General features: G+C 63.4%; 24 protein-coding genes and 1 tRNA gene. 7 read left to right on the forward strand and 18 right to left on the reverse strand.

Going from position 1 to position 21,381, the window contains the following annotated elements:
- Nucleotides 1-265: 265 nt before the first annotated feature.
- Complete coding sequence (locus QZ307_RS06735) at nt 266-496, reverse strand: FeoA family protein (RefSeq protein ID WP_275206285.1); 231 nt, start codon at nt 494-496, stop codon at nt 266-268.
- 167 nt (nt 497-663) lie between these two features.
- Nucleotides 664-942, reverse strand: coding sequence for a FeoA family protein (locus tag QZ307_RS06740; protein ID WP_295997635.1), 279 nt, complete (start codon nt 940-942; stop codon nt 664-666).
- A gap of 237 nt (nt 943-1,179) precedes the next feature.
- Between QZ307_RS06740 and thrC the strand changes: the two genes are divergently transcribed.
- A complete protein-coding gene (thrC, locus tag QZ307_RS06745) occupies nt 1,180-2,757 on the forward strand; it encodes a threonine synthase (protein WP_295997638.1) in 1,578 nt (525 codons plus the stop codon).
- Nucleotides 2,758-2,819: 62 nt separating this feature from the next.
- Complete coding sequence (locus tag QZ307_RS06750) at nt 2,820-3,164, forward strand: LysR family transcriptional regulator (RefSeq protein WP_295997641.1); 345 nt, start codon at nt 2,820-2,822, stop codon at nt 3,162-3,164.
- Here QZ307_RS06750 and QZ307_RS06755 read toward each other — a convergent pair.
- The 16 genes from QZ307_RS06755 to QZ307_RS06830 form a co-directional block, all read right to left on the reverse strand.
- Entirely contained in the window at nt 3,143-3,568 is a 426-nt protein-coding gene (locus tag QZ307_RS06755) for a hypothetical protein (protein WP_295997644.1), read from the reverse strand. The two genes, QZ307_RS06750 and QZ307_RS06755, sit on opposite strands and share 22 nt — an antisense overlap.
- Complete coding sequence (locus QZ307_RS06760) at nt 3,546-3,959, reverse strand: DUF192 domain-containing protein (protein ID WP_295997647.1); 414 nt, start codon at nt 3,957-3,959, stop codon at nt 3,546-3,548. Before QZ307_RS06760 ends, QZ307_RS06755 begins: the two co-directional genes overlap by 23 nt.
- 35 nt (nt 3,960-3,994) lie before the next feature.
- Nucleotides 3,995-4,504, reverse strand: a complete 510-nt coding sequence (locus tag QZ307_RS06765; RefSeq protein ID WP_295997650.1) for a hypothetical protein — start codon at nt 4,502-4,504, stop codon at nt 3,995-3,997.
- 12 nt (nt 4,505-4,516) lie between these two features.
- Entirely contained in the window at nt 4,517-4,978 is a 462-nt protein-coding gene (locus QZ307_RS06770) for a hypothetical protein (RefSeq protein WP_295997651.1), read from the reverse strand.
- An 8-nt stretch (nt 4,979-4,986) separates the two neighbouring features.
- Nucleotides 4,987-6,996 (reverse strand): molybdenum cofactor biosynthesis enzyme, encoded by a 2,010-nt coding sequence (locus QZ307_RS06775; protein WP_295997654.1) that lies wholly within the window; start codon nt 6,994-6,996, stop codon nt 4,987-4,989.
- A 91-nt stretch (nt 6,997-7,087) separates the two neighbouring features.
- Entirely contained in the window at nt 7,088-7,612 is a 525-nt protein-coding gene (locus QZ307_RS06780; protein WP_295997657.1) for a TadE/TadG family type IV pilus assembly protein, read from the reverse strand.
- Nucleotides 7,613-7,630: 18 nt separating this feature from the next.
- Entirely contained in the window at nt 7,631-7,765 is a 135-nt protein-coding gene (locus QZ307_RS06785) for a hypothetical protein (RefSeq protein ID WP_295997659.1), read from the reverse strand.
- Nucleotides 7,766-7,818: 53 nt separating this feature from the next.
- On the reverse strand, nt 7,819-8,061 hold the full coding sequence (locus QZ307_RS06790) for a hypothetical protein (protein WP_295997660.1): 243 nt from the start codon (nt 8,059-8,061) through the stop codon (nt 7,819-7,821).
- 25 nt (nt 8,062-8,086) lie between these two features.
- Nucleotides 8,087-9,052: a type II secretion system F family protein gene (locus QZ307_RS06795; protein WP_295997666.1), complete on the reverse strand. Its 966-nt coding sequence runs from the start codon at nt 9,050-9,052 to the stop codon at nt 8,087-8,089.
- Nucleotides 9,053-9,057: 5 nt separating this feature from the next.
- Nucleotides 9,058-10,038, reverse strand: coding sequence for a type II secretion system F family protein (locus QZ307_RS06800; RefSeq protein ID WP_295997668.1), 981 nt, complete (start codon nt 10,036-10,038; stop codon nt 9,058-9,060).
- A complete protein-coding gene (locus QZ307_RS06805) occupies nt 10,002-11,237 on the reverse strand; it encodes a CpaF family protein (RefSeq protein WP_295997670.1) in 1,236 nt (411 codons plus the stop codon). The genes QZ307_RS06800 and QZ307_RS06805 overlap by 37 nt, the downstream gene beginning before the upstream one ends.
- A gap of 104 nt (nt 11,238-11,341) precedes the next feature.
- Entirely contained in the window at nt 11,342-12,790 is a 1,449-nt protein-coding gene (locus QZ307_RS06810) for a chromosome partitioning protein ParA (protein WP_295997673.1), read from the reverse strand.
- 10 nt (nt 12,791-12,800) lie between these two features.
- Entirely contained in the window at nt 12,801-13,652 is an 852-nt protein-coding gene (gene cpaB / locus QZ307_RS06815) for a Flp pilus assembly protein CpaB (RefSeq protein WP_295997676.1), read from the reverse strand.
- A gap of 170 nt (nt 13,653-13,822) precedes the next feature.
- Nucleotides 13,823-13,897: transfer RNA gene (locus tag QZ307_RS06820), tRNA-Val, on the reverse strand.
- A gap of 107 nt (nt 13,898-14,004) precedes the next feature.
- On the reverse strand, nt 14,005-15,897 hold the full coding sequence (recQ, locus tag QZ307_RS06825) for a DNA helicase RecQ (protein WP_295997698.1): 1,893 nt from the start codon (nt 15,895-15,897) through the stop codon (nt 14,005-14,007).
- 267 nt (nt 15,898-16,164) lie between these two features.
- Complete coding sequence (locus tag QZ307_RS06830; RefSeq protein WP_295997679.1) at nt 16,165-17,316, reverse strand: DMT family transporter; 1,152 nt, start codon at nt 17,314-17,316, stop codon at nt 16,165-16,167.
- Nucleotides 17,317-17,524: 208 nt separating this feature from the next.
- On the opposite strand from QZ307_RS06830, the gene QZ307_RS06835 reads away from it, so the two are divergent.
- The 5 genes from QZ307_RS06835 (at nt 17,525) to QZ307_RS06855 (ending at nt 21,188) form a co-directional block, all read left to right on the forward strand.
- On the forward strand, nt 17,525-18,412 hold the full coding sequence (locus QZ307_RS06835) for a LysR family transcriptional regulator (RefSeq protein ID WP_295997683.1): 888 nt from the start codon (nt 17,525-17,527) through the stop codon (nt 18,410-18,412).
- 174 nt (nt 18,413-18,586) lie between these two features.
- Nucleotides 18,587-18,958 carry a GntR family transcriptional regulator gene (locus QZ307_RS06840; protein WP_295997686.1) on the forward strand — a complete coding sequence of 124 codons (372 nt, stop codon included), beginning with the start codon at nt 18,587-18,589 and terminating at the stop codon, nt 18,956-18,958.
- A gap of 4 nt (nt 18,959-18,962) precedes the next feature.
- Nucleotides 18,963-19,847 carry an ABC transporter ATP-binding protein gene (locus tag QZ307_RS06845; protein WP_295997690.1) on the forward strand — a complete coding sequence of 295 codons (885 nt, stop codon included), beginning with the start codon at nt 18,963-18,965 and terminating at the stop codon, nt 19,845-19,847.
- The gene (locus QZ307_RS06850; protein ID WP_295997693.1) at nt 19,844-20,563 is read left to right on the forward strand and encodes an ABC-2 transporter permease; all 720 of its coding nucleotides are present in this window, start codon (nt 19,844-19,846) and stop codon (nt 20,561-20,563) included. The genes QZ307_RS06845 and QZ307_RS06850 overlap by 4 nt, the downstream gene beginning before the upstream one ends.
- A 160-nt stretch (nt 20,564-20,723) precedes the next feature.
- A complete protein-coding gene (locus QZ307_RS06855; protein ID WP_295997696.1) occupies nt 20,724-21,188 on the forward strand; it encodes a MarR family transcriptional regulator in 465 nt (154 codons plus the stop codon).
- Nucleotides 21,189-21,381: the final 193 nt, after the last annotated feature.

Consider the following 21,381-nt stretch of genomic DNA (forward strand, 5'->3'; position numbering starts at 1 on the left):
GATCGTTGAACATGGTCGTCTTGCCGCAATTGGGGTTGCCGGCAAGGGCGATGTTAATTGCCATGATCAGCCTTTCCTTTTCCATGTTCCTTCTCGGCCAAAGTCTCTCTCAAGGCGCCCTTCCAAGCGCCGCCTGGCCAAAAGTTAGTTCAAACTAACTGGTTGGGAGAAAAAATGCGCCGAAGCGCAGGGCCAAGCCGCAGCGGTCACACCGCCTGGCTCGGTCGTTGTTCGAGCCGCCTGAGCTGCTCGAACGCTCATTCCGCTAGGACACCAGCACGTGCTCGGCCTCGTCCTTGCGCAGCGAGAGCTCGAAGCCGCGCACGGTCACTTCGATGGGATCGCCTAGGGGCGCCACCTTGTGCACATGCACTTCGGTGCCCTTGGTCAGGCCCATGTCCATGATGCGACGCTTCACCGCGCCCTCTCCCACCAGGCGACGAACCGTGACGGTATCCCCTACCGGCACATCGCGCAGGGTTTTATCCTCTGCCATGGAGTTTCCTTTCTTTCCTCAGTGAACTTCCGCTCGGAGTCTACCAACCAGCGGTCCCACAACGACGACACAGCGCTCGGACTCACGTCGTCTCGAACTCCGTCTTTGGCGGCGCAGCGCCCACACGCGCGTCGCCTGCCCGACGGCCATTCGGGATCTTGGTGGTGCTAAGAGACGATGATCTTAGAGGCCACCGATCGATCGAGGGCCACTTGCGCACCCTTGACCGCCACAATGAAGTTTCCCGCCTGCTCGGAAACGACGGACACCGACGCACCGGCAACGAACCCAAGGTTCTCCAGGTGGTGATGCACCTCGCCCTTTCCCCGCACCCGGGTAACTTGAGCAGTATCACCGCTTTTCAAAAAGGTCAGCGGCATCGGCTGGCACGACGGGCCCGCGCAGGCCTGGCTGCGGACACCTTCCATAACCATCGCATTGCTCATAATGACTCCTAACATTGTTAGCTGCATGCAACTGAGTATTGTAAACCAAAGCTAACAGAATGAGTACCCCCGAGTTAACTTTTTTGGGAGCGGAGAAAAAACGTTGTCGAGCGTTGCCTTCGCGACAGCAACTCCCAACCATTTCGCCACTCAGTGGGGTCTTTGTGGTGCGACGGCGCAACCAAGAGCGCGGCATAGTATACTTTTCCCAGCTATTACCTATGAGAAAGATGAACCATGTCGCACTCTGTCGATCGCGCCGCCGCCTTTGGCGCGAACCGTTATGTTGACACGCGCGGAGCCGTTGAAACACCCGTGCCCTTCACCCAGGCCGTCGTGGACGGCCTGGCCCAGGGCGGTGGCCTTTACGTGCCCCAGGAGCTTCCTTCGCTGACGGTGGAGGAAATCGTCGATCTCGCGCAAATGCCCTATGCCCAGCGAGCGGCCACCGTCTACAAGGCTTTCAACATCGACCTGCCCGATGCGCTCATCGACGAGCTGATGGAGCGCGCCTATGGAGCGAACTTCGATACCGAGGCCGTCTGCCCCATCACCTCGCTTGACGAGAACACCCACATCCTCGAATTGTGGCATGGCCCCACCAGCGCCTTCAAGGACATGGCGCTGCAATGCCTGCCTCACTTCTTCGCCGCCAGTGCCGCCGAGCTGCGCGACCGCGGCGAGGATCTGCCCGAGTTCATGATCCTTGTCGCCACCTCCGGCGACACGGGCAAGGCCGCCCTCGAGGGCTTCAAGGGCGTCGAGGGCGTTTCCATCGGGGTTCTGTTCCCCGACGGCGGCGTCAGCGACATCCAGCGCAAGCAGATGGTCACCACCACGGGCGACAACGTGCAGGTATGGGCCGTGCGCGGCAACTTCGACGACTGCCAAACGGGCGTGAAGAAAACGTTCTCAGACGAAGCTTTCGCCCAGAAACTCAAGGACGAGCACAACATCGCCCTCTCAAGCGCCAACTCCATCAACTGGGGGCGCCTCCTTCCGCAGGTGGTGTACTACCTTTCCAGCTACGCCGAGCTGGTCGCCCAAGGCAAAATCGAAGCGGGGCAGGAAATCGACGTGTGCGTGCCCACGGGCAACTTCGGCAACATTCTCGCGGCCTGGTACGCCAAGCAAATCGGCGCGCCCATCGGCCGCTTGCTGTGCGCCAGCAACGACAATCGCGTGCTGACCGACTTCATCAACACCGGTACCTACGACATCTCCGACCGCGAGTTCATCCTGACCGCCTCCCCGTCCATGGACATTCTCGTGTCCTCCAACCTCGAGCGTCAGCTCTTCGAGCTCACGGGCCGCAACGCCGAGGCCATCAGCCAATGGATGGCCGACCTGAACGAGAAGCAGCGCTTCCGCATCGACGAGGACACCTTCCGCGCCGTGCGCGAGGACTTCAGCGCCGATTCCGTCGACAACGGCACGTGCCTGGCTACCATCAAGCAGGTGCTCGACGAGCACGACTATCTCCTCGACCCGCACACCGCCGTTGCCTACACGGCAGCCCAGAACCTGCGCGGCGAAAACCCCGTGCTGGTGGCCTCTACCGCCCACTGGGCCAAGTTCGGTGACAACGTCTACCGCGCCCTGCACCAGCTGGCACCCCACGCGCCGCTGCCCACCACCGTGGAAGCGCTCACCGGCTGCCAGCTCAACCAGGTTGTCGCTACGGAAACAGGAAAGCACGACATTCCCGCCGGCCTGGCAGAACTTGATACCATGACCGTGCGCTTTACCGACGTCATCGACAACACGGTGCCCGCCATCGAAGACGCTGCGGACGCCTTCTTGGCCCAGCAATAACCGCACGCAAGCATGCAACGGGCCGCTCAAGGGCGGCCCGCACCACCGAATGGAGGGGGATCATGGGACAGCTTCAATCATTGGAACTGAGCGTCCGTCTTTCTGTCAAAAACCCGCAGACCAGCGAAAAGTCGGTTTTCGGACCGGGCATCGCGGCGCTTTGCCAAGGCGTGCGCGACTACGGCTCGCTCAATGCCGCAGCCAAGAAAATGCGCATGGCCTACAGCAAGGCGTGGCGCGTCATCAAGGAAGCCGAGGAAACCTTGGGCATGCAGCTGCTGCTGCGCGACGGCGCCCACGGCTCGTCCCTTACCGAGGAGGGCAGCAAGCTGCTGGATGCCTACCATGCCGTTGAGGAGCAGCTGACGGCCGAAGCCCAGCGCCTCTACGAAGAGATGGTGGGATAGAGCGGCGTCGGGTCGCCTCGAACCCTCGCAACTTCAGGAGCGCCGCCCTCGCGACGCACTTCGATCATAAGACGCAGCACCACGTCGCCCCTCTCGGGGTGCCCAGTCTCGGTGCTTTCCCACGGGCCATCCGGGCCGACAGACAGCGTCGTCCACTGGGCGGCATCCGACACCTCCTTTTCTCTCTGAGCGGTATCCAGCGTTTCCTTTTCTCCTCCAGCACGGCCAAAAGGATGGCTCTCGCGGTAAACAAGAACGGTATAGTCTTCGGCACCGCACGCATCAGGGGCCTCCCCTACCGCGGGACGCGGGGCGCGCTCGTTTTCCTCCACACTTTGCAGGCACTTGAAACAGTAGTCCATGTCGTCAAAAAGCCATGTGCTACAGGCGGGGCACTTCTTCATGGCCGCCTCCCTTCGCCCTGCGTCGCGGCGCACGGCCCAGTCCTAAGCTTTCGGCTGTGATCAGCCGACAGGTACCCACTTCACCCGCACGCAGTACCCGCGGATACTCGCGGCACCCGGGCACGCCCACCACGTCGCCCACCTGAAACCACGGCCCCGATCGAGCAAAACGCTCCACAACGGCTTTCGCGCGATCGCAACGCAAACGCGAGCGCGGTCTCACCCGTCGATGCACTTCAATCACCCGGCCAAGCTCATCGACGAACAGCACATCGATACAGCGTCGCAAAGTGAACGTGTGCACATCGCGGCATCGGGGAAATGCCAGCACCACATTGCTTTCAGGACGACCGGCTAAGCCGCGCAACCGCTCCAGCGGGCCGTATGCCACCTCCCAGGTTCCCCCAAAGGGAGCCGGCGCTCCCGCTACGGCGCGCCAGACACCTGCACGACGACGCTGACCTCCTCGCCGACCGCCGTGCAACTCAACCAGAGCCACTGGCATCGACCCCCTTCCTTAACACCGGTGGCGCTACCCGCCACCCCGCTTTCCACCATCGTCCAACCATGCTGCCGCAACTGACACGCCACCTCGGCGGCCACCTCTGCCGCGGAGCCCTCGCGCGTAAACCCCACCACCGACCACGATTCGTCGGCCATCACCTCTTCTTCGCCCTCGAGCGAGAGCACCTCTTCCTCGAACCACGCCGGCACTTCGCGAGACGAGAGCTTCTCCCGCATTCGAGCACTGGCCAACCCGTCGAAGCTTTCTTCTGGAGAAGCCTCTAGGGCACCGAGGGCGAAGGCACGGCCCGACAAAGCAGGAGCCCGGGCCGCGGGACCCGACACAGTCTGAACTTGCCCCCATCCCGCAAGCACGAGAAAGAGAAGCGCTACAAGGAGACACGCTCGCAGCGCGCGCTTTTTATCAACCATGCTTCCCCTTCCTCAGAACAGAATTCCCGGCCGATAGCCGTCGACCACCATATCTACCTCGTGCACAAGCGGAGGAAGCGCTATGCCGAATAGGCTGCTTCGCAAAGACAAGCCGAACAGCGACGGCCGATAGCTGAGCCGTGCCCGGTAGCGCGTCAAGCCCGGAAACGAACCCTCGGCCCGCACCACCTCCACCGATGCCTCCTTTCCAAGCGCCTCCTCGGCCGCTTGCTTGACCTGAGCACAAACCCCCGCCGTACCTCGCCCCGCATCGGGGGCGGCGCCGTACGTGCACACGCTTTGACGCACCACCTGATCGAACGAGGCGCACAGCCCGAAGAAAGTGAGGGCGTTCACCACAATCACCGCTACAAGAATGGCCACCGGCAGCACGACAACCAGCTCTACGGTCGACTGCCCGCGCTCGTCGCGCCCGATATCCCTCACCGTCCACAGACTTACCCCCTGACCCATGTTGCCCCTCACCCCCAAGCCCGCACGCCGCTAAGCGATCCGTTCAACGAGCGCAGCAAATCGGTGGCCTTTTCCACGAGCCCGGCCGCTCCGTCGCGCACCGAGGAGGGCAGGGTTACCGTGACGGGAAACGTCAATCCCACCAAGGGCACCTCGATGCGCGCTATCTCAATCTCTTGGCCCAGACGATCATAGGCCTCGCGATCGATGTGGTCGGCAAGCGCGACAAACGGATCTGTCGTCGAAGCGGGCGACGAGAGCACCTGCTGCTTGACGCGCTGAAACCTCACCGCGAAATCGCCCCCGTCGGCCTGAGCCACCGCCGTGCTATTCACGAGCACAGGCTTGAGGGGCGCATCGCGCGCCGGCTCGAGCCCTACGTCCTTCAAGCGGTCTTCCAACGCATGGGCAGCCCAGGTCCCCAGACCCGAGGATCCTACCAGCGGAAGACCGTTGAGTGCATTCTCGATGCCCTCGCTCAGTGCCTTTTGGCCCGAGCTGTATGCATCGAGCAGACTCGACCAGCACTGCAGCACCACTCGTCCGGCACCGGCAACCGGCGAGCCTCCCTCTTTAAATCCATCGAGCAGATTGCCCACCACCGAGGCGTCGTCAGTCGTGTCCTCGACAAGCGTGGCCGCCGACAGCGCCGCACGTGTGCCCAAGACGGTTTCTTGCCTGACGAAGGCACTCTCGAACACGCCCGTCGACGATCCCTGGGGCGACACCACCAGGGCAATGCAGCCCGATGACCCGGGCGGCTGGGCCGTAATGCGCCGAGACGCGGCACCTTTGAGCGCCGCCAGCGCCTTGTCGAGCAGCGAGCCGGCATCGGCTTTAACGGCGCGCTTCAAGGGCTTCGCCTCTTTCAAGGCCTTCTCGTACTCTTCGGCCGCCCGTGCAATGGCGTCATAGTGGTACTCAAATCCGTTGTCGATAGAAGTCGAGGCAGCCGCCACCGAGCCGAGCAGGCTCACCTTGAACTGGCAGGCCGAGCAGGTCTCGAATTCTTCGGCATCGAGAAGCGAAGCTGACCCATACGCCATGACGGGCTGCGCCTCGGGACAACCCGACCAGGCATGCATGGTTCTGGACCCTTCCTCATCGGACGTTATGGGATAGACCGCTTCGGTATAGAGCACCGTCTTCTTCATCTGCTCGGTATTGCGGGGGAAGCGCGGAAAGGACGCCTCGAACCCATCGGCCGTCTCGTGGACAAAGGCTCGGGCGAGCTCGTTGCTGGCATAGGCGTAGAATCGTTTGCGCAGCGCCGAGCGCGCTCCTTCCTCTACCGACGTCCCCTGGGGCGCCTCCTGGGACACGCGGGCCCGGTAGTAAGCGCGCGCCCGTTCCAAGGGAACCGAGAACGACCAGGCATCAACGGAGTGGTACAGCGGATTGGCCCCCGAGCCCAGTCCGGCAAGATGCGCGGCGCGCTCATAGAGGCAGTAGCTCGGATTGTCGCCGCAATCGCGCATGAAGGCTCGGCGCTTCGCCGCCTGGGCATCCCGCGTTGCCTCCTCGGCCTTTGCGGCCGCTTCGGCAAGGGCATCCTGTTTATCGTCCACGGCATCCTGCAAAGACCCCTCCGCCGCATTGGACCCCGCAACGATAGGCTTGCCTTCAGAGGCCACCAACAGCCCCATCGCGTAGTAGCCATAGGGCCGCTGCTTCCCATTGGCCGCAGCCACTGCTGCGCCTTGGGCGGCGGCCACAAAGGGCAGCGCCTTTTGCAGCTGGTTCAGCCCCTGTGCCGCCCGCTCGGCAAAGCCGTCACGCGCCTTGAGCGTCTTGGCGCCCGCTTCGATCAATGTGGCGCCCACCTCGGCCGTCGGGGGCACGCAGAGCGCCACGACGCCCAAACCATAGCACGAGACCCCCAGAAGCGACATCGACAGCACCACACTGTCGCACAGGCGCACCGCAATCATGAATTCGCCCACTTCGTTTTCGGCAGCCAGAGCCACGGCGTCCGCCACGTTCTGAATTTCCGATGCCTGGGAGTTAACGCGATACACCTGTGCTGTTGAAAACAATAAAGCGAGCGCAACGAGCAGCGCTACCGCCATGCCTGCCGTCGTGAATCCGCGTTCATCGCGGAACCAGGTATCAGTCACCATCGATCCACTTCCCTACCTTTTCGTTCGGATCGCTCCCGGCAAGCGAGGCCTGCGCCCAGGGAGCCCGCGTGTCCAATGAAGCCGATGCGCTGACTTCAAAACAACCTCGTTCGTTGAGGATTCCAAGCAGGGCCCCGGCCGTGTCGAGAAGGGGCAACGGCTTCACCTCAGTGGAGACGACGACGCTCACCTGAGACGAGCCGCCCCCTCCCTGGCACTTCACGCGCCACGTGCACCCTCCCTCATGCACATGGAAGCAATCCAGGGGAGGCACGGCCCCCAACCGACGCTTCACCAGCGCTTCGCACGTCGCTTTGCCCTGAGATTGCGCCGTAGCCAACAATCGGCAGCCTTCCCAGGCGGCGCTTTCCATGACCATGCGGTCATAGAGCATTATGGCCGGCTGCACGAGCATCAGCACCAAGATAAGAAGCACGGGCAGAGCCACCGCCGCCTCCACCGTCGTCTGTCCCTTGCGGGATATCATCTTGGCAGAAATCGGCCTTTTGCCCATGATTCTCTCGCCTCCTTCTCAATAGCTGAAGATGTCGACGACCCATCCCACCACACCGTGCACATGATGGGAAGCGGCGGCGAGGGCGTGCTCCACGAACGCACCCTGGGCAAGCGCATGCCACAAGGCGCCAGCCGCCACTATTACCGCCATGAACGCTGCCGTCACCACGGCAAACTCAACCGTGCTTTGACCCCGCTCGCCCCTTAGAGCCCTTGAATACCGTCCTTGATGGCCGTCCAGAGCTTCTCGATATTCGGCCTGAACGCTGTAATGGCAATGATGGCGATAACCACCAGCACGCCAACAAGAATGGCGTACTCGGTCGTGCCCTGGCCCTTCGCGTCGCTGAGCTTGCACCGTCCGCGCACTGCCGCCTGCACGACGATGCGGTTGGCCGCCTTCCACCCTCTGCTTGCCCGACGTGCCACGCGCTTCCATATACCCATCGTTCCTTCCTTTCTTTCTTGTTTCCTAAAACCCGCCTGCCAGTTCGAGCAGAACAGGACCCAATACCAAAAGCAGCATGGCGGGCAGAATAAGAACCCCCGTCGGCACCATCATCTTGACCGGCGCTTTCGCCACTTGTTCCTGCTTGCGCGCCTGGTAGCCGCGCCGCGCCTCGCGGGCTGCATCCTCAAGGTTGTCTGCCAGCGTTGAGCCGAACCGAAGGGAGCGGATGATGTTCTCCACTACCCGCTCGAGGAGCGGCGACCGATAGGAGGCGGCCACGTGGCGCAAGGCTTGCGACCTCGAGGCAAGCCCGCGCGTCCACTGCTGCTGCGCCCGAGCGAACGAGGAGGCCAACAGACTCTCGAAGTGCTCGAGATACAGCTCGAGGCTGCGATCGAAGGACAAACCGCTTCGCAACCCCAGCGCCATCACATCGAGCATTTCCGACAGGTGGCGCTCCATCTCCTCGGCGCGCGATCGAGCGCGCTGCTCGACAGCCCAGGGCAATGCCCGCCACCCAACAACTGCAGCCGCACCTGCCATAGCCAGGCCAAACTCCGTCGAGAAGCAGAAACCCAGCAGCCCACCGCATAGCCCGAACCCCATCGCCAAGCGGATGCGCGCCTCCCAAACCACCGGAGCGCCTACTCGTCCCGCGAGCCCCGCTGCCATCCACCGACGCTCATCAACGGGACGGCAGCGTATCGATGAGGGCGCCAGCCAGCGAAACGACACGCCGCGCGCCCGGTGATCGAGGGCTACGGCAAACGCGATGAGGCGCGCAACGGCATCGTCCCCCTCGAGCATTTCCGCCGCGCCCGAAAGCCCCCAAAAGCCAGCATGATCCTGGTGGCCCATCTCGCGCACCGCCCGACGTGCCCTTGCCCGGCTCCTCCAGCGGCCATACACCTGCCACGCACACCAGCCCGCGACCGCCGCCAGCCCAACCGCAGCTACCGCCACAGCGATCAGCACCTTCGTGCCCATGAACCTCACCCAGCCCCGACAGCGAGCGTACGTCGAACAAGCATCACCCCGCCCACCTGCATGACCAGCGCCAAAGCTAAAAGCACCATGCCGGGCACACTGGCGAAGAAGGGGTCGAGAAACCCGGGACTCATGAACGAGAACAGTGCGATGAGCACGAAGGGCATCACCGTGACAATACGCGCTGACAGCTTCGCCTGGGCTGTCTGCACCTTGAGCGAGCGTGCCAGCTCGATTTCCCCCTCCACTGACTCGCGAGCAGCCTCGAGCACCGGCGCCAAGCTCCCTCCGGTTTGATGCTGCACGTCGAGCGCAACCGCCACAAAGGCCAATTCGGGCGCATCGGCACGATGCTTGAAAAGCGCCAGCGCCTCAGAAGCAGTTCCGCCTGTTTCCAGCACCCGCGCCGCCGCAAGGAACAATGCACCCAGCGGACCCTTCATTTCGCTCCCCGTCTGGTGCAATGTCTGCATAAGAGACAGCCCCGCCTTGAAGCAGACGCCTATCGAGCGCAGCGCATCGGGAATCTCGTCGCGAAGGGCGCACGCGCGCTTTTCCGCTTCGGCCTTCGTCGCACTGGCACCGAGGATCAAGGCACCCCCGGCTATGGCCGCCCCAAACACCGGCGACTGCGTCAAAGCCCAGCCGCCTGCCACGCACCCCACTCCGGCAAATATGAGCATGGTCATGAGAGCCACCTGCGACGTCAGGTACCCGCGGGCCTCGCACGAGCCTTCGAGTTGCCCCAACGACCGACGGACGGCCTTTACCTGCAAAAGCGCCTCGGCGGCAGGGCGCAAAGGGGCAATGCCATTGCGCAAATGCCAGCGAAGGGCCGCTTTACCGCGGCTCTCCCGCTGCACGTCAAGCAAAGCCCGGGCGCGAGCGCGGCTGAGAGAGTGCGCATACCACTCGCGGCTGAGCAGAAACCCTGCTACAGCGGACAGCCCTACGCTGCCAAAGGCAAGGACAAGCGACGGATCCATTGCTTCACCTCTTTCTTGTCGGCCACATGGTGCTTGGCAACATCGTCTATCCAAGCGGGCACGCTCAGCCATCGCCCCGCTTCCTCCCCGATATCGCGGCGGTAGTGCGTCGTAAGCACACAGCGCCGCGCTTGGGCGTCGAAGCTCATGGAGGCAATCTCGGAAACGCAGCGACCTCCGCCGGGCAGGCGCGCGGTTTGCACCACCACGTCGAAGGCATTGCCGATTTGTGCCTCGATGGCGTCAAGCGGCAAATCGACGGCAAAGCGCACCATGGTAACGAGGCGATCCACGGCTTCGCGCGGCGAATTAGCATGCAGCGTTGTTAGAGAGCCGTCATGACCGGTGTTCATGGCCTGGAGCATGTCAATGGCCTCGGCGGAACGACATTCGCCGACAATAATTCGATCGGGGCGCATGCGCAGAGCATTGACGACGAGCTCGCGAATGGTCACTTCCCCCTCCCCCTCGGCGTTGCGCCCGCGCGCTTCCAGTCGCACAACGTGCGGGTGCTCATCGAATTTCAGCTCAGCGGCATCCTCGATGGTGATAATGCGCTCGCCGGGAGGAATGAAGCAGGACAGAGCGTTGAGCAACGTCGTCTTCCCGCTGCCCGTGCCTCCAGCCACCGCCAGGCTCTTGCGCAGGCGCACCGCCCACACGAGAAGCTGCTGCACTTCCTCGCCGAACGAGCCGTTCTCTCGCAGCTCGTCAAGGGACAGGATGCGCCTCCGAAACGAACGGATGGTGAGATGGGGGCCGTCAATGGCCAGCGGCGGAATGACCGCATGGACGCGATGGCCCTGGGGAAGACGCGCGCTGGCAAGCGGCGACGACTCATCGATGCGCCGCCCCAAGGGACCAAGAATGCGGTCAATGAGGGCGCGTACCTGTTCGTCGCTCTCAAAGTGCACCGGCACCGCCTGGAGCCTGCCTTCCCTCTCCACAAATACGCTGCGCGTGCCATTGACCATAATCTCCGTCACGGTTTCGTCGGCGATGAGGTCCTCAAGAGGCCCCAAGCCGAAAACCGTGTTGATGAGGTTCTCTACCAAGAGGCGAAACACGGCCTCTTCCTGATAGCACCAGGGCGCTTGCGGTCGCAGGCGTCGACAGGCCGAGCGCAACTCATTGCGTGCTCGCTCGGGGCTCTCGCCCATAATGGCGGCAATGCGATCGAGCGGCACCAACTCCGCCACAGCCCGCCGAAGTGCCTCGAGGCCAGCATCTTCCTTGGGCTGGCCTTCATGTGGCCGGCCGTCTTCAACGCAACGGACACGTTCCAAAAATGCCATAGAGCCCCCTATCGCCCATCGCCTGAGATGGCCAATGCACGAGCATCGACCTTAGGACGGCGGCCTCGGCGCCCCTTCAAGGCGCCGCGCCGACGACTTGACGTGCTTCTTCTTGCCGTTCCCGCCGCAAGGCCATGGCGAACGCCCTGGCCCGCTGGGGTTTTGCCCATCGGAAGGGCCACCTCGTCGAGCAGCCAGTCCACACTGGCGCAAAGGGGCCCGTCTTGGGAGAGCAGCTCATCGAGACGCCCCGCACCGAGTAGTTCTTCCACCTCGCTCCCGCCCTCCTGCAATTCGACGACATGGGCGCCGTTAAGGGCCTCCGAAACGTCGGCGCCGGTGAACAGCGCGTGTTTGCCGCAGCGGTTAAGCACGAGCAGAAACGCACCTGTGGCAATACCGCATCGCGCACAGACATCGAGGCAACGGCGGCAAGCCCGCACCGACGAGGCGCGCTGGTCCACAAGAATGAGCGCCGTCATGCTTGCCTCAAGCAGAAAGGCATGAGGCTCTTCCCAAGGGCCTCCTGTGTTGGCCACCACCACGTCGAATCGCTCGAGGAGCCTTTCGACAAGAAGATCGATGCGCGGCGCCAAGATCTCGGCCTGCTCCAGCCGACGCGGGGCAGCCACCAGCACTAGATCGCAGTCATCAACCGGATCGAGGATATCGGAGGATGAAAGAAGGTCATCAGCTGCCACCTGGGGCAGCAACGGGGCCAGAGAAGCAAGATCGCCGAAGCGAAAATCCCCGTCAAGAAGCGCAACGCGCAACCCGCGCCGCCGGGCCAGCGCGGCCGCCAGCAGCGATACCGTGCTTTTTCCCGCTCCCCCGCTGCCGCTGAGCACCGACAGGAGGAAACCCTTATGATCGGGCAGAAGCGCACTTTTCCCTCGAGCCCCATCCGGGTCGTTTTGCCCCTGAGATAGCTCCGATGAAGGCGGCACCGAGAGAGCCGGCACCGCCCCAACGGCTTCACTGCCCCGCTCGTCGGCGTTCCCCGAGTCCACGGTCCGGGTCGTTTCCGCGTCGCCGCCGCAAGAGGCGGCACCGTCATCCAATCCTGCTGATTCCTGGGACGAGACCGACACTTCGACCGCATAGGTCTCGCAGCGCCAAACGAGTTCCTCCACCGACCACACGCCATCGACGTTGGCAGCCCGAGCGCGCTCAAAGGTCTCGTCATTGGGCTCGAGCTCCACAAGATGCACCGGCCGTTTCGGCTTGTCCGCTTTAATGGCAGCAGCTAAATTAATGCCCTCAACTTCACGGCTGGAAAGCACCCACGCTTCTTGATAGAGAGGGTTGTCCAGCAACTCTTGGCGCGCCTGCGCAGCATCCGAGCACAGGGTGAGCCAGGGAAACGACTTCAGCTCTTCAAGCGAGAGCGCAAACGAAGAGACCAGCGACAAATCGTCAGGCGAAGCGCAAAGCATCACGGATGGATGGGACGTCATGAACAGCCTCCTATTCTTGAGTGGAGGGAGAGCGAGGATCTTGAGGGGGCGCAACGGACACCGCAGCCGGCGAATGAGCGTCGGTATCGGAAGCCGATGCAGGATCAGGACCCTCTCCAGACGATGGGACCCCTTCGAGGGCATCAGGTGGCTCCGACGGCGCCACAGCGCCGGAAGGAGTACCGTCGCCGGAAGGCGCAATCTCATCGGAAGCCTCAGGCGATGACGGCAAAGCCGCTGCAGGCAGCACGAAATAGAGCGCGAGATTCTGGGCTGCCGCCACCACTTCCTGGACGCGATCGGGGTCGACGGCAAGGGTGATCCATGCGTTATTCGCTGACGCGTCCTCGGTGCTCGCGCTGGTGGCCAGCACCAAAGCGCCCTGCACAAGCTGGCTGGTAGCCGCAGGACCTGTGGCGTACACATCCACCGCCATGCCAGGCTCCACCGAGCCTCCCACCGCCTGTACCGCCTGGGCAGGAACGCTGATAGCCGCCTTGCCCGCAGGCACGCTGAGCGCCGCGTTGGTGACCTCGGTACGGCGTGCGCACAGCACTTCGCCCTTGTAGACACTGGAGCCCAGGCGCTGTCCGACAATGCGCTGCGGATCGGTAATGGCGCCCTCGGGAAGCAGGTCGGCCACCCAAAGCCGCATGGCAATGGCGTTTTCCTCGACCACCTCGCCAGGCGCCAAATCGCGCTTGGCAACGCATACCTCGATTTGGTCGCCGCCATAGCGCGCCAGGGCCTCTGCCCGTGCCTCCTCCACCTGCCCCTGGACCCCGACGAGATACAGGGACACGCAGAGCGCGCACAAAACAGCACAGCCCGTACCGACGAGCAACGATTTGCGAGACTTCATCGCACCTCCTGTCATTCAAAAACCGAAGGCAGGATGCAAGCTCTTCGTCGGGAATCTATCGTCAGAAAGTCGCCTATGGTTCGCAGACGATTCGCAAACGCGCGGCGCGCCAAAAAGAGAGAAAACAAACAGGCCGCCGCTGAAAACCAGCGACGGCCTGCGAAAATTCATGGTGGTCGAGGAGGGATTTGAACCCCCGACCTTGTGCTTGTAAGGCACCTGCGCTCCCGCTGCGCCACTCGACCATGAATGCGCGATTACTCGCGTGAAGCGGTATTGTGCCACAAAACCCCAGGATGGGCAAGGGGCGCCGAACGGCACGGCCGGCGCCCCACGGATTCTCCTTCGATTCCTAGGCCTTTTCGAAGGAGCGGATAGCATCCATGAACGCCTCGCCGTAGCGCGACAGCTTGGTGAGTCCGACGCCCGACACCTCCAGGAACTCTTCGTCGGTGGCCGGCCGACGAGCGCACATGTCGCGCAACGTGGCGTCGGAGAACACCACATAGGGAGGCTTCCCCTGCTGATCGGCCAATTCTTTGCGCAAAGCACGCAGCACCTGGAAAAGCCCCTCGTCGCCGGCGCTGGAGGTACCGTCGGGAACCCCGGCGCCGAACACCCGCGGCGCCGAAGCGCCGCCGCGACCACTTCGGGTACTGGCTGTACGCTCGATCTGCTTCATCGAAAGCGCGAAGTCGTCTTGGGCCGCCTCCCGGCAGCGCGGGCCCAGCCCCACCGTGGGATACTTCCCTTCGGTGATAACCAAGTACTCCCGTGCGGCCAAAAGCTCGATGACCTCGCGAAGAAGCGCCGGCGATGCAGCCCCGGCCGCGCCCGGTCCTCCCTCTTCCCCCAGCTCACCGAAACAGCGCGACTGTTGAAGCCCACAGCTCTCCACGCGCTCACTGACCACGCCGCGCAGCACGTCCACCACGACGCCCTTGCCGAAACGGCCGCGCAGGCTATGCACGCAACGCATGATCGCCCGGGCCTCATGGGTGACATCGACGGCCTTGAACTCACCGCGGCAATTCGCGCAGTTGCCGCACGACGAGGCTGCTTCTTCGCCGAAATAGCGCAGGACGTAGGACCGCAGGCAGTCGGTGGTGTAGGCATAGCCCACCATGGCCTCCAGCATGCGGCGGCGGGCAGCTCGCACGCACTCGGCTTCCTCGGAAGTCAGCTCCTCGTTCGCCGACTCCTGCTCGATGAAAAAGCGGCCCGTGGCAATGTCGCCGTCGCTCCAGAACAGCAGGCATTCCGCCGGCTCGCCATCGCGACCGGCGCGCCCCGCTTCCTGGTAGTAGGCCTCCAAGGAGGCGGGCATGTTGTGGTGGATGACATAGCGCACGTTGGACTTGTCGATGCCCATGCCGAAGGCGTTGGTGGCCACCATGACCGGCGCGTCGTCGTTGATAAAGGCTGCCTGATTGGCCGTGCGCTCGGCCGTCGAAAGCCCCGCGTGATAACGGGTGGCCCGCACCCCGGCCGCCTTAAGCGCCTCATGAACCTTCTCGACGTCCTTGCGCGTGGAGCAGTACACGATACCCGACTCATCGGGGCGCGCCAAGGCCCGGGCGGCAATGCGGGCAATCTTGCGCTTAGGGGCCAGGCGCTCGACGCCGTAGCTGAGATTAGGCCGATCGAAACCCGTAACCAGCTGAAAGGGATCGCGCAGATCCAAGAGGCGCGCAATGTCGCGCCGGACGTTCTCGGTGGCCGTGGCCGTGAGCGCTACCACCACCGGCCGCTTGGGCAACGCCGCAATGAACTGGCCGATGGTCAGATAAGAAGGCCGGAAATCCTGGCCCCACTGGGATACGCAGTGAGCCTCATCCACCGCCACAATGGGCGGCGCCACCTGCTGCGCGAACGCCACGAATCGCGGATCGGCCAAGCGCTCGGGAGCTACATACATCAGGTCGTAAGCCCCCTGCAGAGCACGGTTCATAACCGTAGCCTGCTGCCCGGGCGTCAGCGACGAGTTGAGGTAAGCGCCCCGCACGCCCGCATCGAGCAGCGAGCGCACCTGATCGCCCATAAGCGACACCAGGGGGCTCACCACCAACGTCAGCCCCGACACGGCGACGCCGGGCACCTGATAGCACAGCGATTTACCCGCGCCCGTGGGCATTACGCCCAACACATCGCGTCCTTGGAGAACCGCCTCGACTAACGCCTCCTGCCCCGGCCGAAAAGAGTCGAACCCGAAGTGCCGCGAAAGCGCCTCGCGCGCTTGATCCATAGTAGCCAGCACCCGCTTCTCCTCTCTCTGTGCTCGATTGCAGCCTCTGGCGAAGGGCAGTCTACCACGATCGCGGAAGAGAAAGGAGCGGCATTGACGTCCTGCGATTCAGATGCGAATCCAATGCGACTCGGACACGAGACGGCAGCGGCTCAGACGCGGTTCGGGTACAGGGCGGCAGCTCAGGCGCTAATCAGACGCGAGATGGCGGTTCAGGCGCAACTCAGGCACGAGGCAGCAGAGGCCCAAGGGCAACATGCAGCCCGTTTAGGCGGCCATGCGTCGCTTGCGGCGGAACATACGGGGACGAGCGCGGAAACGGGGTTCGGCTAGAGCGGTTCCGCCCGAGGCGCCTGCAGGCATCGCCACAGGCCTCAGCACCGACAGGGGCTCGGCCGTTGCAGACCGCACAGACGCGAGCGCCTCGGATCGTGCAGGCACGAACGCCTCTGATGGCAAAGCCACCGCCACCCCCGGCTGCGCGGCCACGAACGCCTCCGACGGCAAAGCCACCGCCACCCCCGGCTGCGCGGGTGCCGTCTCGCGACCATCCACATAGGTAGCCGCAACCACCGTGGCCACGATAACGGCGGCGCCCACCAGGCCAACCACCGTCAGCGTCTCGCCCAAGAACAAGTTGGCGAACAGCGCCGTGAACACCGGCTCTCCCGTCAGCAGCAGCGACACCGTGGTCGAGGATAGGTGATCGAGCGCCAAGCTTTGCAGGTAGAAGGCCAGGCAGGTAGAGAACAGGGCCAGAAATGCGATGATGCCCCACGCCACCGGCTGCACCGCCGTCACATTCAACGCGGGCTCCCACACCAGCGCGCACGCCAGGCACAGCCCGAACGACACCACGATCTGCGTGCCGGCCACGCTGGCCGCATCCAGCTGGGCCAGGGCCTGCTTCCCGAACACCAGCGCTCCGGCTAGGGCCACCGAAGAGCCCAGGGCCAACAGCTCTCCCGCACCTATCTGCAGGCTCCCGCCCTGGCTGCACAGCAGGTACAGGCCACCGGCCACGCCCACCTGGAACGGAATGAGAGCGCGGGGATAACGCGTGCGCTCGGCCACCGTGGAAAGCAGAGGCGCGAACACCACCGGCAAAGCCACGAGGAAACCGACGTTGGTGGCTGTGGTCAGATCGAGCGCCACGTTGCAGAACAGGTACGAGAGCGCCATACACAGCGCCTGGGGCAGCCACAACCGCACGGACACCGTGCGCAGCCGCTTCGCCATGCGGCGGCCGAAAAAGGCCAGGAACACCACGGATGCCAGACCGAAGCGCAAGGTCATGCACCACAGCGGAGTGACGGACTCGTAGGCGAACTTCGTGACCGCACTGCCCGAGCCAAAGATGACCACTTCGATGAGCACGAAGGCCACGAACGGCCACCGAGCCTGCTTCCAACGCTCCATACCTCACTCCTCTCGCCCTTCGCAACCGCCCAGCGGCAACCTTGCTCACAGCGCACGTAGCTAAGCCCCTTTAAGGGCCGTGTTTTCTCTGATAAAGGAACGAGGGATATACTAAAGCCCTCTTGAATTAAAGTAAAATGGGACTTCTTGTAAAACTTTTAAAGATGTTCTTTAAATTATGCATCCGCACCACTGAAGGAGGCACTCTATGGCCAACCAGCGATACGATGCGTTTCTGGCCGTCGCGCGCTCGGGAAGCTTCAAGGCGGCGGCCGAGGAATTGGGCTATACCCAGGCTGGTATCAGCTATTTGATCAACGCCTTAGAGAAGGAAATGGGGCTCACCCTTTTCGACCGCGAATACGGCGGAGTGCACCTGACCGCCGATGGGCGCGAAGTGCTCTCGCTTGTGCAGGCGATCAACGCCGATGAGCACGCTTTGGCCACGCGCGTCCACGAGCTGGCCAACCGGGAATGGGGCCTGGTGCGCGTGGGATCGTTCACCAGTGCGGCCATCGAGTGGTTCCCGGGCATCGCCTCGGCGTTTTTGGAGCAGTACCCCAACATCGACCTGAAGCTTCTCTGTATCGATGATGAGGCGGAACTGACGGCGGCCACGCGCAGCGGACGGGCCGACTGCGCATTCTCCGTCGATCCGGAGCGACAGGCCCTCGACGCCATCGAGCTGCATACCGACCCCTTGCTCGTCGTGCTGCCTCCCGACCATCCTCTGGCCCATGCCGAGGTGTTCCCCACCGAGGCCCTGGCCCGCGAGCCCTATATCCAGCTACAGGGCAACGCACGCCCCTCTGAAATGGAGGCGCTTTTCGAGGCCAACGGCGTGGTGCCCAACGTGCGCTTCACCGTGGACAGCGACTATGCCGTCATGGCCATGGTCAGTGCCGGTCTGGGCTTTTCAGTGCTTCCCAGCCTCATCCTGCGCCGTCCGCTGTTTCCTTTGTCCGTGCTCCCCGCCGAGCAGGAATGCGCCCGCACCATTTCCCTGGCGGTGCGTTCCTGGGACACCGCCTCGGCCGCCACCCATGCCTTCGTGGAGGTGACCGAGCACTGGGTAGCCGAGCGTTACGGACGCTAACGTTCCAAAAGCCCAGACGCCCTCTTCGTTCCCCCTCCCTTGACGAGTGTGAATAGGTGTGTATATACTGTATATGTAAGGTATATACACTTAAAGGTAACGAGCCGCGGGACGCCGAGGCCGTCGCCGCCAAGAGCCGCTTCGGCGCCGAAGCGGCCTTTCGAAAGAGGCATTTTGGACATCATTATCACCAACGGAAGCAGCAAACCCATCTACGAGCAAATTGCCACCCAGGTGAAGGCGGCCATCATGACCGGCACGCTGAGCGAGGGTGACGCCCTTCCCTCCATCCGGGCCCTGGCGAACGACCTGCGCATCAGCGTGATCACCACCAAGCGCGCCTATGCCGAGCTGGAAAGCCAGGGCCTGATCGAGACCGTGCAGGGCAAGGGCACCTTTGTCGCCGGAGGCAACAGCGAGCTTCTTCAAGAAGAGCGCCTGCGCGAAGTGGAGGACCTACTGGGCCGCGCCGCTGAAGCGGCGGCCGCGGCGGGCATCTCCCCCGAGGAGCTGCACCACATGCTCGATGTGCTGCTGGAGGAATAGCATCATGGAACCTTTAATCAGCCTATCTCATCTTGAGAAGCGCTACGACGGCTTCGCGCTGAGCGACGTCAGTCTTGCCGTTGAGCCCGGTACCGTTGTGGGCCTCATCGGCGCGAACGGCGCGGGCAAGACCACCACGCTGAAGGTCCTGCTCGGTCTTATCGAGCCCGACGGCGGCCGCATCGAGCTGCTCGGCGAGGCCCTGACCGCCGGCAGCTCCGCAGCGTCCGCCGTGAAAAGCCGCATCGGGGTTGTGCTCGACACCTGCGCCTTCCCCGCCCCGTGCACCGTGGCCGGTGTGGGCGCCATAGGACGCGCCGCCTATCCCACCTGGGACAAGGACGCCTACCAGCAGCTGTGCGCCTCCTTTGGGCTGGCTTCCAAGAAAAAAGTGAGCGAGCTGTCGCGCGGCATGGGCATGAAGCTGACACTGGCCTTCGCCCTGGCCCACCATCCGCAGCTGCTGATCCTCGACGAGGCCACGGCGGGGCTGGATCCGCTGGCGCGCGAAGAGGTACTGGATTTGCTGCGCCAGTTCATGGACGATGAGGACCGCGGCATTCTCATGAGCACGCACATCACCTCTGATCTGGAGAAAATAGCTGATGAGATCGTATGCATCGACCAGGGGCAGCTGCTGTTCTCCCTGCCGAAGGAGGCCATCACCGACGAGGCCGCCGTGGCTCGCTGTCGTACGGCCGAACTGGAAGAGGTGCTGGCCAGCCCGTTCTTTGGTCCGGGTGAAGCGTTCTTCGAGCGGCGCCCCCACCATGCCGACCTGCTGGTACCCGACCGCGCGGCCTTCGCTCGCGCCTTCCCCGCCATCGCCCTCGACCGCGCCACCATCGAGGATTACATGGCCCTGCGCCTGAAGGGAGAGAACCGATGAAAACGATGGTCGTCGCCGATTTTACCGTCATGAAAAGCACCTTGGCTCAGCTGGCCGGCATCTGCGCTGCCGTCGCCCTGGTCATGGGCGTGGTTATGGACACGATGGCCGGCGCTGTGGCCGTCATTGCCGCCATGACGCCCTTCATGTTCCTGTTCTCACTGTGTGCCTACGACGAGCAGAACGGCTGGGAGCGCTTTCGTCTCACCCTGCCGCTGTCACGGCGCCAGGTGGCCTTCGGCCGCTACGCCACCATGGCCGTGCTCTGTGCCGCCGTGGCGCTGTTTTCGCTGGTCATCGGCTTTCTGGTTGTAGCCGTAGCCAGCTGGGCCAGCGAAGGGTTGGGACTGGACGTACCCCTGGGCCTTACCTGGGCGGAAAGCTCGGGCGCCGCGATGACGGCCAGTGCGCTGCTCAGCATCGCGGTTATTCTGGCCGCCTGCGCTGTGGCCCTGCCGCTGCTGATGCGCTTCGGCATGACCCGCGCCACGCGCTTCGTGCCCCTGGTGGTGGTGCTGGCCCTGGCTTTGGGCGTGGGCCTGTTCAGCGACCACCTGCCCGACTCGGGCGCCGTGTTCGGGTTCCTGCAGTGGCTTGAGGCGGGCAACGGAGCCAACCTCGTCCTGTTCGCATTCGGCTGCCTAGCCGTGGCTCTGGCGCTCTTCGCCGCCAGCGCCCCCTTGGCTGCGAAGTTCTACGAACAGCGCGAGCTGTAGCCCTTGGCATATCGACGACTTTCGGGCGCCCGCGCCGCCTTCGTACCCTCGACGTGAGCCCTAGGCCGCCAAGCCGCCTCGCCTCGATATGAAGAAAATTTGATCGTCTTGCTTTAGTACGATTTCGGACTATACTTTCAGTCCGAAATCGTACTTTTTTATGAGCAAGCGAGTATTCATGACCCAGCCAACGGCCCAAACCACTGCCGTCGCATCCGTGGCGGCCTTCACTGATTTGTATCACCGCGAAAACGAGTTGTACCACACCGCCGCCCGCCGTACCGGCGTGGCCGACAGCGTTCTGCTGGTACTCTACGACTTGACCGAGGAAGACGGTCTGACCCAGAAACAACTGTGCCTGGGCAATGGCCTGTCCAAGCAAACGGTGAACTCGGCCGTGAAGCGCATGGCGGAAGAGGGCTATCTGCGCATCGAGAACTGCGGGCGCACCTCGCGTCTGTGGCTCACCGACTACGGACGCGCCTTCGCCGCCGAGCACGTCGAGCCCGTACGTCATGCCGAGCAGGAAGCCATGGCCATGATGAGCCCCGCCGACCAAGCCGAGCTCATTCGCCTGTACGGCGCCTACGTGGAAGCTTTCGAAGCCGCTATCCAGCGCCTGTAGAACCGCCGCTCGGCCGTCCCCGGTTCGCACGGAGCACCCTTCCGGCCGCAGTTTCGGCGAGCGACACGCCGCCGCCCCCTCCCTTTCCCGCATCACTTTCACTTACCCCGAGGAACTCCTATGTCTGTCGATATGTCCAAGCACTTCACTACCAGTGCGCTTATCAAATTCACGCTGCCCACCATGGCCATGA

Origin of the sequence: uncultured Adlercreutzia sp. (assembly GCA_910585575.1) — a bacterium.
Taxonomy (GTDB): domain Bacteria; phylum Actinomycetota; class Coriobacteriia; order Coriobacteriales; family Eggerthellaceae; genus Adlercreutzia.

Excerpts from the sequence above, each read along its gene's own strand:
- QZ307_RS06735 (WP_275206285.1), bottom strand. The coding sequence starts at position 496 with ATGGCAGAGGATAAAACCCTGCGCGATGTGCCGGTAGGGGATACCGTC.
- QZ307_RS06740 (WP_295997635.1), bottom strand. The coding sequence starts at position 942 with ATGAGCAATGCGATGGTTATGGAAGGTGTCCGCAGCCAGGCCTGCGCG.
- thrC (WP_295997638.1), top strand. The coding sequence starts at position 1,180 with ATGTCGCACTCTGTCGATCGCGCCGCCGCCTTTGGCGCGAACCGTTAT.
- QZ307_RS06750 (WP_295997641.1), top strand. The coding sequence starts at position 2,820 with ATGGGACAGCTTCAATCATTGGAACTGAGCGTCCGTCTTTCTGTCAAA.
- QZ307_RS06755 (WP_295997644.1), bottom strand. The coding sequence starts at position 3,568 with ATGAAGAAGTGCCCCGCCTGTAGCACATGGCTTTTTGACGACATGGAC.
- QZ307_RS06765 (WP_295997650.1), bottom strand. The coding sequence starts at position 4,504 with ATGGTTGATAAAAAGCGCGCGCTGCGAGCGTGTCTCCTTGTAGCGCTT.
- QZ307_RS06770 (WP_295997651.1), bottom strand. The coding sequence starts at position 4,978 with ATGGGTCAGGGGGTAAGTCTGTGGACGGTGAGGGATATCGGGCGCGAC.
- QZ307_RS06780 (WP_295997657.1), bottom strand. The coding sequence starts at position 7,612 with ATGGGCAAAAGGCCGATTTCTGCCAAGATGATATCCCGCAAGGGACAG.
- QZ307_RS06785 (WP_295997659.1), bottom strand. The coding sequence starts at position 7,765 with ATGGCGGTAATAGTGGCGGCTGGCGCCTTGTGGCATGCGCTTGCCCAG.
- QZ307_RS06790 (WP_295997660.1), bottom strand. The coding sequence starts at position 8,061 with ATGGGTATATGGAAGCGCGTGGCACGTCGGGCAAGCAGAGGGTGGAAG.
- QZ307_RS06795 (WP_295997666.1), bottom strand. The coding sequence starts at position 9,052 with ATGGGCACGAAGGTGCTGATCGCTGTGGCGGTAGCTGCGGTTGGGCTG.
- QZ307_RS06800 (WP_295997668.1), bottom strand. The coding sequence starts at position 10,038 with ATGGATCCGTCGCTTGTCCTTGCCTTTGGCAGCGTAGGGCTGTCCGCT.
- QZ307_RS06810 (WP_295997673.1), bottom strand. The coding sequence starts at position 12,790 with ATGACGTCCCATCCATCCGTGATGCTTTGCGCTTCGCCTGACGATTTG.
- cpaB (WP_295997676.1), bottom strand. The coding sequence starts at position 13,652 with ATGAAGTCTCGCAAATCGTTGCTCGTCGGTACGGGCTGTGCTGTTTTG.
- recQ (WP_295997698.1), bottom strand. The coding sequence starts at position 15,897 with ATGGATCAAGCGCGCGAGGCGCTTTCGCGGCACTTCGGGTTCGACTCT.
- QZ307_RS06830 (WP_295997679.1), bottom strand. The coding sequence starts at position 17,316 with ATGGAGCGTTGGAAGCAGGCTCGGTGGCCGTTCGTGGCCTTCGTGCTC.
- QZ307_RS06835 (WP_295997683.1), top strand. The coding sequence starts at position 17,525 with ATGGCCAACCAGCGATACGATGCGTTTCTGGCCGTCGCGCGCTCGGGA.
- QZ307_RS06845 (WP_295997690.1), top strand. The coding sequence starts at position 18,963 with ATGGAACCTTTAATCAGCCTATCTCATCTTGAGAAGCGCTACGACGGC.
- QZ307_RS06850 (WP_295997693.1), top strand. The coding sequence starts at position 19,844 with ATGAAAACGATGGTCGTCGCCGATTTTACCGTCATGAAAAGCACCTTG.
- QZ307_RS06855 (WP_295997696.1), top strand. The coding sequence starts at position 20,724 with ATGAGCAAGCGAGTATTCATGACCCAGCCAACGGCCCAAACCACTGCC.